This is a genomic window from Pseudomonas sp. CGJS7 (genome assembly GCF_036961695.1).
The window spans coordinates 1-10668 of the sequence record NZ_JBAMDI010000217.1 but is presented as its reverse complement, the minus strand read 5'-3'; the positions used below and the strand labels follow the sequence as shown (position 1 = coordinate 10668).

Sequence of the window (10668 nt, the reverse complement as noted above, 5' to 3'; positions counted from 1 at the left end):
AGGGAGTAAACCGGTTTTCGCGAGCGGTCGCGGCGAAGCGGATTTACTCGGCGCCCAGCGTCTGCCGCAAAAACGGCACGGTGATCCGCCGCTGCGCGGCGAGCGAGGCGCGGTCGAGTTTGTCGAGCAAGGCGGTCAAGCCGCCGAGGTCGCGGTCGACCCGCTTGAGCAGCCACTCCAGCGCCGCTTCTTCCAAGGCCAGGCCGCGCCGCTGCGCGCGTTGGCGCAGCACCTGGCCGCGGCCGTCGTCGTCCAGCGGGGTCAGCACGATCCGCGTGCACTGCGACAGGCGCGAACGCAGGTCGGGCAAGCTCAGCGGCAATTCGTCCGGGTTCAGCCGCGCCGCGTAGATCAAGGCGATACCAGCCTGACGCGCGCGGTTATGGGTGTCGAACAGCGCGATCTCATCGTCGCGGTTACCGGCGATGGCTTCGATGCCGTCCAGCGCCAGCAAGTCGTTGCCTTCCAGCGCGAACAAGGCCTCGCGCAGCCGCCCGGCGGCCGCGGCCAGCGGCAGGTAAGCGGCGCGACGCCCGGCGGCTTCGGCGGCCGCGCAGGCGCCGAGCAGCAGATGGGTCTTGCCGACGCCGGCGGGGCCGGCGAGATACACCCAGTCGGCGCCGGTCGGGTCGACATAGCCAGCGGTCTCGTGACTCTGGGTGGCCAATGCGCGCAACTGCGCGATCGCGCCGTCGGGCGCATCGACATAGGTGTCCAAACGCTGGTCCGGCGAATAACGCAGGGCCAGCGGCAACTGCGGAACGCTCACTCGGTCACGCGCTCCGTACCGCCGTTGCCGTTGGAATCGTCGGCCTTCGGCGCGATCGGCACGGTCGCCGGATCGAGCAGGATGGTCGGGTGATCGCCGGCGTACAGGCGGCTGTGGGTATAGCGCTCCTGCGCATAACGCAGCAGCACGTTGGCCACCGCCGCCACCGGCAAGGCCAGCAGCATGCCGAGGAAGCCGAACAAGGTGCCGCCAGCCAATACCGCGAAGATCACCGCCACCGGATGCAGGCCGATGCGGTCGCCGACCAGCTTGGGCGTGAGCCAGTAGCTCTCCACCACCTGACCGACGCCGAACACCGCCAGCACGCCGGCGACGTATTTCCAGTCGCCGTACTGCACCAGCGCGGCGATCACGCCGAGGATGATGCCGCTGGCCGGGCCGAGGTAAGGCACGAACGTCAGCAGGCCGGCGACGATGCCGATCAGGATGCCCAGGTCCAGGCCGACCGCCCACAGGCCGATGCCGTACATCACGCCCAGGGTGATCATCACCAGGAACTGGCCGCGCAGGAACGCGCCGAGCACGTCGCTGGAGGCCTTGGCCAGACGGCTGGCGGTGGCCAGATGATCGCGCGGGATCAGCGAGGCGACCCGGTCGACCAGCAAGTCCCAGTCGCGCAGGAAGAAGAAGGTCAGCACCGGCAACAGCGCGATGTTGGCGACCATCGCCATCACCGCGAACCCCGAACGCGACAGATAGCCCAGCAAGGTGGTGGCCACGCCGCCGGCGCGTTCCCAGTTGCTGCGGATCAGTTCGATCAGGTGATTCAGATCCAGCCAGACGCTGATCTGGAAACCGGTGCGCTGCTCCAGCCACGGGATCGCGGTGCCGGTGAACCAGTCGCGGTAGCTCGGCAGCGACACGATCAAGGTGGTGATCTGGCGCTCGATCAGCGGCACCAGGATCAGCAGCACCAGCACCACCAGCAGCGCCATCAGGGTGAACACCAGGATCACCGCGGTGTTGCGCGAACGGCCGGTGCGCTCGAGCCGGTCGACCAGCGGGTCGCCCAGCCAGCCCAGCATCGCGGCGACCACGAACGGCGTCAGCACCGGGGCCAGAACCCACAGCAGCCAGCACGCGCCCACGCCGAGCGCCGTCCATTGCAGGCGGCGCAGGAACAGGGCGATGTCTTCCAGAGGGGTGCGATCCATGGTCAGTGCAACTGGTACACGGGCGGCTGGCCTTCCAGGCCTTCCAGACCCACCAGGGTGTCGCCGGCGTCGGCCATGCGCTTGAGGCCGGGCAGGCCGGACAATAGTTCCAAGTCGAACTCCATGCTGTCCGGGGCCACGCGCACCGGAGTGATCTTGCGGATCACCGCCAGGCCCTGCAGGTAGCCGGCCAGGCGGATGTAATCGTCGGAACTGCGCACGCCGGTGAACACCACCCGGTAGGTGCCCGGCGGACCGGCCACGCTGCGCTTGGCGTAGCGCTTCATCAGCGCATCGGCGGCGCCGTCGGCGCCGCCGGCCATGACCTTGCGCGCGTCCGCGTCGGTGGCGACCCAACTGTTCAACACCTTGCCGCCGTCGACGAAGCTCCACTCGCCCTTCCAGCCGCCGGTCTTGACCCGGTACAGCTTGCCGATCAACTGCATCGGCGGGCTGTAGCGCGCCGAAGCGCGGGCCACCGCGGCGGCGTCGCCGCGCCAGATCGCGCCGACGCTGGCCTGCTCGGCGGCGCTGCCGGTCGGCAGGCCGAGTTTGTAGCCGCGTTCGATCGCCCGATTGAGCGCCGCGCGGGCCGCATTGGCCTGGGCCAGACCGACCAGGCGCGGACCGCTGCCGTCGTCGATCGCCAGCCACAGCACCGGCTTGGGCCGCGGCTGCGGCCAGATCGGCAAGCCCAGGGTCGAGGCCAGGTTGTCGACCTTCTCCTGATCGAAGCTGACGACCAGGGTGGTCTGGAAGGTCGGCGCGCCGGTGGTCTGGGAGACGCCTTCGTCCTGGCGGTAGTCGTAACCGGTCGCGTAGTCCTTGGCCCGGCGCAGTTCCTGGCCGACGCCGGGGCGGCTGGCTGCGGAGCGGTCGCCGGACATCTTGCCGAGCACCTGGGCCAGCGCCCGCGCCATCGCGCCGTTGCGCTCGCTCTCGCTCTGGCCGCCGACCGGCACTTCGGCCGAGTAGGCGCCGTCGGCCTGGGCGCGGTCGCCTTCCACGCGCTGCGCGCTCGCGGCGAAGCTGGCCAGCAGCATCGCTGCGATCGCCCAGCCCCGTAGTGCCTTACTCATCGACAAGCCCATCGCTATCCCTATCTCTATCCATACCGCAGAGGAGCGGGCGTCCGGCCCGCATGGCGGGCCGCGAACCCGGCCCGAACGCCGGACCGCGGACCTGGGGTCGGCGACGACATTCAAGGTTCGAAATGGTGCCGGAGTGGAGGCTGAACGTCCATTCGGGAGATGAACGGGGTGGGTGAGGCTAAGAGCAAATCCCCCCTGCCCCCCTTTTTCAAAGGGGGGAACAGCAAAGGCGAGGCGGTGAGGTGGATGTTTGTGCCGAGGATGGTCAGCATTAAATGTCGCCCCCTTTGAAAAAGGGGGCTGGCGCCTGCGCAGTGGGTATCAGACAGCGCCAACGCGCCGGGGGATTTGCTTCACCGCGACCGAGTCCCCTCCCCCCGTCACTTCTGACCCGCCCCCGCCTGCTAAAATCCCGGGTTTCCTTCCGCGACCGCCGGGGCCGCCGTGACCGCATCTCCTTCCGACACCTCCCCCAAGCCGCTGACCTACCGCGACGCCGGGGTCGACATCGACGCCGGCAACGAGGTGGTCGAACGCATCAAGCCCTTGGTCAAGCGCAGCTTCCGTCCCGAAGTCATGGGCGGGCTGGGCGGCTTCGGCGCGCTGTTCGATCTGTCGGGCAAGTACCGCGAGCCGGTGCTGGTGTCCGGCACCGACGGCGTCGGCACCAAGCTCAAGCTGGCGCAAGAACTCAACCGCCACGACACCATCGGCATCGACCTGGTCGGCATGTGCGTCAACGACGTGCTGGTGCAAGGCGCCGAGCCGCTGTTCTTCCTGGATTACTTCGCCACCGGCAAGCTCGACGTGGACACCACCGTGTCGGTGGTCGGCGGCATCGCCCGCGGCTGCGAACTGGCCGGCTGCGCGCTGATCGGCGGCGAAACCGCGGAAATGCCCGACATGTACCCGCCGGGCGAGTACGACCTGGCCGGCTTCACCGTCGGCGCGGTGGAGAAGTCGCAGATTCTCGACGGCTCCCGCGTGAACAAGGGCGACGTGCTGATCGGCATCGCCTCCAGCGGCCCGCACTCCAACGGTTACTCGCTGATCCGCCGGATCTTCGACCGCGCCGGCCGCCCGGGCGACGTCGCCGTCGGCGGCGTGCGTCTGATCGATGCGCTGATGGAGCCGACCGCGCTGTACGTCAAGCCGATCCTGGAACTGCTGCGCGCCAACAACGGCGAGCACCGCATCCACGCCATGGCCCACATCACCGGCGGCGGCCTGACCGAAAACATCATCCGGGTGATCCCGCAGGGCCTGGGCCTGGACATCCGCACCGCCACCTGGACCCTGCCGCCGGTGTTCGACTGGCTGCAGCGCGAAGGCGCGGTGCCGCGCGAGGAAATGTGGCGCACCTTCAACTGCGGCATCGGCTTCGTGCTGGTGGTGCCCGACGAAGCGGTCGCCGCGACCGAAGCCGACCTCAAGCGCCTGGGCCTGGCCCACTGGCGCATCGGCGAAGTGGTCGGCCATAGCGAAGGCGAGCGCGTCCACATCGGGTGAGTCGAGCAATGCAGGGACGCATGAGCGCGATCGGGCACCCACAAAACAAGAAGATCGCATTGGCGCTGGTGCTGGCGGTCTTCGCCATCACCTGGATCGCCCCGAAAAGCCCGTACGAGCAAGGCATGCACAGCGTGCTGACCGTGATCGGGCTGATCTGGCTGTGGCGGCACGACCGCCGCTGGCCGCTGCGCGACGGCCACTTCATCGCGATCTGCGTGTTCATGACCGCGCACTGCATCGCCGCGCGCTGGCTGTACTCGTATGTGCCGTACGACCGCTGGATCCAATGGCTCAGCGGCGGCTGGTCGCTGGACCGGGCGCTGGGGTTCGAGCGCAACCACTTCGACCGGCTGATCCATTTCCTCTACGGCGTCTGCTTCGCCCCGGCGGTGCGCGAGTACTTCCGCCAACGCTGGCCGGCGCTGAGCGCGCGCCAGGCGTTCGCGCTGGCGGTCGCGGCGATCATGTGCACCAGCCTGATCTACGAATGGATCGAGTGGGCGATCGCGCTGACCATGTCGCCGGAGGACGCGGAGTCCTACAACGGCCAGCAGGGCGATATCTGGGACGCGCACACCGATATGTTTCTTGCCACACTGGGGTCGTTGGCGGCGTGGCCGCGCGGACGCGATCGCGCCTCGCGTTAGGCATGACCGGCAACGCCCGTTATCAGGAGCATCGCGCATGTCGCAAACCGCACCCGCTACCGTCGATACCGCCGCGCAAGATGCCTCGCATCTGCAAATCCTGAGCATCGTCTATTACGTGTTCGCCGGATTGAACGCACTGTCGATCGCGATGGTCCTGGTCCTGGGCCCGATCATGATCGGGCTGCTCAACGCCCCGCAGGTGCAGCGTTCGGGCTCACCCCCGCCGCAGGCCTTCATCATCGGCGTCTTCGTCTTCATCGCCGCGACCAGCCTGCTCGGCGCGGTACTGCACTTCATGGCCGCGCGACGGCTGCGCCAACGCCGCGGCATGATGTTCTGCCAGATCATCGCCGCCTTGACCTGCCTTTCGGTCCCGCTGGGCACGGTGCTGGGCGTGTTCACGTTCATCGTGCTGGAGCGGCCTTCGGTGAAGGCGTCGTTCGACGCGCCGCGTTGAGCGTGGTTAGCCCGCCGGCATGGCGGTGAGAAGCATGCGTCGAACGGCGCTGTTGTGGCTGGCGCTGCTCGGCCTTGCCGGCTGTTTCTCGCCGCCGCCCAAACAGCAAGCGCTGATGGCTCGATTCCAAACCGAGCGGCAGAGCTACGAAACGCTGCGGAAGATGATGCGGGAGGATGGAATCAGCGACATCTTCGACTACGGCGAAGAGTTCGAAAAAGGCGAGCGGCGAAATGACCGCAGCGCGGAGAGCATTGGGCTTTCCAATGGCCGCGCCGATGCTTACCGCGCTTTGATGAAACAAATCGGCGTGCCGCGCGCCTTCAGTGCCGAGAGTGACGAATTCGCAGTGCTGTTGGACTCCAGTGGCATGGCCAATCGAGGCTGGCGCGTGCTGGCGGTATGGCGACAGACCCCGCCGCGTCCACTGCACGACAGTCTCGACGATTTCCAACGCTCGAAGGACGCCAACGATTGGCGGCAGGGCTATGCCCGCGCCGACGGCCATTGGTACTTCAAGATCGTCTGGTAAACCCCCGTCATGGACTCGTCGAGCGCATCGTCTCGACCACGCCGAAAGACATCGCAACCGCGACGGTTCCAGCCCAATCCCGCATCCGCGCCTCCCGGACCATTCCCGCCAGACGCCCAATGAGGACCACCGCTAGCCTGGCCTGCACAAGGCCGGCCGCGCGACTTACTGCTTGGCCATAGTCGCCAACGTCGCCTTGGCCAGATGCTCGGTGGCGTAAGTCGAAGCCGGGTCGAGCGCGAGTTCGCCCAGCAACTGGATCGCGCCGGCCCGGTCGCCGCCGCGATCGGCGATCAGCGCTTTGTTGATCAGCAAAATGCCCTTGGTCTCGGCATCCGGATTCGCGGCCAGTCCCTTCTCGATGGCGGTCAGTTTGTCCGGATCGGAATCGGCCAGCATCGCAAGTTCCTTCCATGCCGGCGCGAATCCGGGCGCCCGCTTGGCCAGTTGGATCGCGGCCTGCGCTTTCACCGTCTGATCGGAGGCCCACTCCAGCGCCAGATAGCTTCGATACGTGCCCTGCGGCAACTCGCCCTTCGCTTCGCGATCCAGCGTATCCAAGGCGGTGATCGCGGTGAAGAATCCGCGCGGCGCCAGTTCGACGGCCTTGGCGTAGTACCTGCGCGCGTTGTCGTTGTCCGACATCAGCAAGTAAGTGAAAGCCTTGTCGTAGATCGGATACGGCCACTGCGGGGCCAGATTCGACGCCTGATCGAACAAGGCCATCGCCTTGGCCGCATCGCCGGCCACGCCCGCTTCGCGGGCCTGTTTGTGCAGCAGTTCGGCCTCGGCGGATACGTTGGATTTGCCGACGATCTCGTAGGAGAAGCTGCCGCTGAATCCTTGCAAGTCGTCCAGGGTCAGCGCGCGTCCGTCGGCGCCGCGGAAGATCACCACCGGCGATGGCGAAGACGGCGCCTGCGTTGCCGATGGCGGCTGTGCCGGCGATTGTTTGGATGAAGCGGGCTTCGCCGCCGCGCCTGCGCCGCCCGGGTCGCGGTTGCATCCCGCGCACGCGGCAACCGCCGCTAACACCGCCAGAGAAATCAGCAAGCGCATCGTGTCACCGTCCACCTCGGCCAGAATCGCGAACCGAAGATAGCCCGCGGCCCGGTGGCTGAACAGGTCCGCCCGGCCGCCTAAACCCCGAACCCGCCCCGCGCCGGCTAGACAGGTCCACCCGCTTGTCCCCGCCCTGTCATCACCGGGTTGCGCTCGCCGCCCAAGCTGGAAGCCTGTTCCTCAGCGCTTCCGGCTCCCATGACTTACCGCCTCGCCCTGTTCGATATCGCCGGCACCACCGTGTCGGATCCGGGTTTCGTCGCCCAGGCTTTCGTCGGCGCGATGAGCGCCGCCGGCCATCCCATCGACCACGAGGCCTGCCGGCCGCTGATGGGCTATCCCAAGCCGCTGGCGATCGCGCGTCTGCTCGGCGAACGCGCCGATGAGGCGACGGTGCAGGCGATCCACCAGGACTTCGTCCAGCGCATGCTGGTGTGCTATCGCGAATGGCCGGGCATCGAGCCGCTGCCGGGCGCCGAATCGACCTTCGCCCTGCTCCGCGCCAACGGCATCAAGGTCGCGCTCAACACCGGTTTCTCGCGCGACATCGCCGACGCGATCGTCGAACGCCTGGGCTGGGCCGAGCGCATCGACGCGCTGATCGCCAGCGACGAAGTCGCCGAAGGCCGGCCGGCACCGCACATGGCGCGCGCGCTGATGCAACGCTTTTCGATCGACGACCCGGCGCAGTTGGTCAAGATCGGCGACACCGAAGTCGATATCGGCGAAGGCCGCAGCGCCCAGGCCGGATTGGTGGTGTCGATCACCACCGGCGCGTTCTCGCGCGCCGAACTGGAACCCTACCGGCCCGACCGCATCATCGATTCGCTGTTCGAACTGCCGGCGCTGCTCGGCATCGCCACCGATCCGCGCAGCGCCGCGGCATGAGCCCGATGCTGCGCGCGCTGACCCCGCGCGGCGAACGCATGCGCCAATGGCAGGTGATCCTGCTCGCCGGCGGCGCGGCGCTGGTCACCTACGCCTGCATGTACGCGTTCCGCAAACCGTTCGCGGCCGCGTCGTTCCACGGCCAGCAATGGTGGGAGGTCGACTACAAAGTGTGGCTGGTGGTCGCGCAGATCCTCGGCTACATGTGCAGCAAGTTCATCGGCATCGGCGTGATCGGCGGGCTGCGGCGCGAACGCCGCGCGCGCTTGTTGCTGACGCTGATCGGCGTGGCCTGGCTGGCCTTGCTGGGTTTCGCTTTGACTCCGGCGCCCTGGAACATCCCGTTCCTGTTTCTCAACGGCTTGCCGCTGGGCATGGTCTGGGGCCTGGTGTTCAGTTATCTGGAAGGACGCCGTACCACCGAGGCGATGGGCGCGATCCTGGCGTCGAGCTTCATCATGGCCTCGGGCATCGTCAAAAGCGTGGGCAAGTGGCTGTTGCTGTCGGGCGTGAGCGAGTTCTGGATGCCGTTTTTGACCGGCCTGCTGTTTCTGCCGCCGTTGTTGATCGCGCTGCACTTTCTCGAACGCGTGCCCGAACCCGACGCCGACGACCTGCGCGAACGCAGCGAGCGCCTGCCGATGAACCGCGAGGAGCGGCGCGCGTTCGTGCGCCGGTTTCTGCCCGGCCTGTCGCTGATGATCCTGTGCTACGTCGCACTGACGGTGGTGCGCGATTTCCGCGACAACTTCGAGGCGGAGTTGTTCAACGATCTGGGTTACGGCGGCAATGCGGGGGTGTTCGCGTTGATCGAAACCCCTGTCGCCCTGGCTGTTCTCGCGTTGACCGCGGGGCTGACGTGGTTCCGCGACAACCTGCGCGGCCTGATGGCGCTGCACGCGCTGATGTTCGCCGGCCTGGCCGTCGCCGGCCTCAGCACGATGGCGTTCCAGGCCGGCACGCTGCCGCCGCTGTGGTGGCTGGCCTTGGTCGGCTTCGGTCTGTATCTGGCCTATGTGCCGTTCAACTGCGTGTTCTACGAGCGCTTGATCGCGACCTTCCGGGTCGCCGGCAACGTCGGCTTTCTGATGTATCTGTCCGATGCGTTCGGCTACCTGGGCAGCGTGGCGGTGTTGCTGACCAAGGAATTCTCCGGCCTGCAGTTGTCCTGGACCCAGTTCTTCGCCCACACGGTGATCGCGCTGGCCGCGCTCGGCGGCGTCTGCCTGCTGCTGTCGGCGCTGTATTTCCATCATCGCGCCACCCGCCGCGCCGTCGCGCCGGCGCTGGCTCCTGTCTGACTTCGAAACCGCATACGCATGAAATCCGAATCCGCTCTCGTTATCGGCGCCGGCATCGTCGGCCTGGCCATCGCCCGCGCGCTCGCCGTGCGCGGCCACCGCGTCACCGTGCTGGAACGCTACGACCGCGCGGTCGGCGCGTCGGTACGCAACTTCGGCATGATCTGGCCGATCGGCGTGGTCAACGGCCAGGCATACCAGCGCGCGCTGCGTTCGCGCGCGATCTGGCAAGAGGTAATCGACGCCACCGGGCTGTGGCACGACCCCTGCGGTTCGCTGCACATGGCCTATGCCCAGGACGAATGGGACGTGCTGGAGCAATACCACGCCGCCAACCGTTCGCTGCGCCCGTGCAGCCTGCTCGACCGCGACGCGGCGCTGGCCAAAGCGCCGGCGATGGTCGGCGAGGATCTGCGCGGCGCGTTGTTCAACCGCGACGAAATGATCGTCGACCCGCGTCAGGCGCTCGCGGCGATTCCGGCCTATCTGCACGAACGCTACGGTGTGCAGTTCCACTGGCGCACGCCGGCGACCGCGGTGGAAACCGGTCGCGTGCATTCGGGCAACCGCCGCTTCGAGGCCGACCGGGTGTTCGTGTGCAGCGGGCCGGAGTTCGAACAGTTGTACCCGCAGCTCTACGCCGCCGCGCCGCTGACCCGCTGCAAGCTGCAGATGCTGCGGCTGGCGCCGCAGCCCGACGGGTTCCGCCTCGGCGCGGCCTTGTGCGGCGGCTTGTCGCTGGTGCACTACGCCGGCTTCCAGCAGGCCGCCGACGTGGCGCCGCTGCGCGCGCGCTATCAACAGCAGTTCGGCGATCTGATCGAACTGGGCATCCATGTGATGGCGGCGCAGAACGGCCGCGGCGAAATCACCGTCGGCGATTCGCACGCCTATGCCCACACCCACGACCCGTTCGACGAACACGCCATCAACGCCAAGGTGCTGGACTACCTGAGCCGCTTCCTGCGCCTGCCCGACCCGCGGGTGGTCCAGACCTGGCACGGCATCTACCCCAAGCTCACCGACGGCAGCAGCGAGTTCGTCGCCGAACCCGCGCCCGGCGTGACCATCGTCAACGCCGTCGGCGGTGGCGGCCTGGGGATGACGTTGAGCTTCGGGCTGGCCGAGGAGATCGTCGAGGGGCGCTATGGGGCGGGTCGGTTGGTGGCTTGAGCAAGCCGCGACCGAGAGGCGGGGTTGGGGAACTGGGGAGGCGTGGGGTGAATCCCCA

At 67.6% G+C, this 10668-nt stretch carries 11 protein-coding genes; 7 read left to right on the top strand and 4 right to left on the bottom strand.

Annotation, left to right across the window (positions count from 1 at the left end; all coding sequences use genetic code 11):
• Positions 1-43 precede the first annotated feature (43 nt).
• The 3 genes from hda to V7787_RS50900 are packed head-to-tail and all read right to left on the bottom strand — an operon-like array spanning position 44 to position 3023.
• Complete coding sequence (gene hda / locus V7787_RS50910) at positions 44-769, bottom strand: DnaA regulatory inactivator Hda (RefSeq protein ID WP_336095138.1); 726 nt, start codon at positions 767-769, stop codon at positions 44-46.
• On the bottom strand, positions 766-1944 hold the full coding sequence (locus V7787_RS50905; RefSeq protein ID WP_336095137.1) for an AI-2E family transporter: 1179 nt from the start codon (positions 1942-1944) through the stop codon (positions 766-768). The genes hda and V7787_RS50905 overlap by 4 nt, the downstream gene beginning before the upstream one ends.
• A gap of 2 nt (positions 1945-1946) precedes the next feature.
• A complete protein-coding gene (locus V7787_RS50900) occupies positions 1947-3023 on the bottom strand; it encodes a DUF2066 domain-containing protein (RefSeq protein WP_336095136.1) in 1077 nt (358 codons plus the stop codon).
• A 456-nt stretch (positions 3024-3479) separates the two neighbouring features.
• On the opposite strand from V7787_RS50900, the gene purM reads away from it, so the two are divergent.
• From purM to V7787_RS50880, 4 genes are read left to right on the top strand one after another with little or no spacing between them, the layout of a single operon-like run.
• The gene (gene purM, locus V7787_RS50895; RefSeq protein WP_336095135.1) at positions 3480-4544 is read left to right on the top strand and encodes a phosphoribosylformylglycinamidine cyclo-ligase; all 1065 of its coding nucleotides are present in this window, start codon (positions 3480-3482) and stop codon (positions 4542-4544) included.
• Positions 4545-4564: 20 nt separating this feature from the next.
• Positions 4565-5194, top strand: coding sequence for a DUF2238 domain-containing protein (locus V7787_RS50890; protein ID WP_336095134.1), 630 nt, complete (start codon positions 4565-4567; stop codon positions 5192-5194).
• A gap of 37 nt (positions 5195-5231) precedes the next feature.
• The gene (locus V7787_RS50885; RefSeq protein WP_336095133.1) at positions 5232-5654 is read left to right on the top strand and encodes a hypothetical protein; all 423 of its coding nucleotides are present in this window, start codon (positions 5232-5234) and stop codon (positions 5652-5654) included.
• A gap of 34 nt (positions 5655-5688) precedes the next feature.
• The gene (locus V7787_RS50880; protein WP_336095132.1) at positions 5689-6186 is read left to right on the top strand and encodes a hypothetical protein; all 498 of its coding nucleotides are present in this window, start codon (positions 5689-5691) and stop codon (positions 6184-6186) included.
• 165 nt (positions 6187-6351) lie between these two features.
• On the opposite strand, the gene V7787_RS50875 is transcribed toward V7787_RS50880, so the two are convergent.
• Positions 6352-7245: a tetratricopeptide repeat protein gene (locus tag V7787_RS50875; protein WP_336095131.1), complete on the bottom strand. Its 894-nt coding sequence runs from the start codon at positions 7243-7245 to the stop codon at positions 6352-6354.
• 201 nt (positions 7246-7446) lie between these two features.
• Between V7787_RS50875 and V7787_RS50870 the strand changes: the two genes are divergently transcribed.
• From V7787_RS50870 to V7787_RS50860, 3 genes are read left to right on the top strand one after another with little or no spacing between them, the layout of a single operon-like run.
• Positions 7447-8136, top strand: coding sequence for an HAD family hydrolase (locus V7787_RS50870; RefSeq protein WP_336095130.1), 690 nt, complete (start codon positions 7447-7449; stop codon positions 8134-8136).
• Positions 8133-9437: a DUF5690 family protein gene (locus tag V7787_RS50865; RefSeq protein WP_336095129.1), complete on the top strand. Its 1305-nt coding sequence runs from the start codon at positions 8133-8135 to the stop codon at positions 9435-9437. The genes V7787_RS50870 and V7787_RS50865 overlap by 4 nt, the downstream gene beginning before the upstream one ends.
• An 18-nt stretch (positions 9438-9455) precedes the next feature.
• Positions 9456-10610, top strand: a complete 1155-nt coding sequence (locus tag V7787_RS50860; RefSeq protein ID WP_336095128.1) for a TIGR03364 family FAD-dependent oxidoreductase — start codon at positions 9456-9458, stop codon at positions 10608-10610.
• Positions 10611-10668 lie beyond the last annotated feature (58 nt).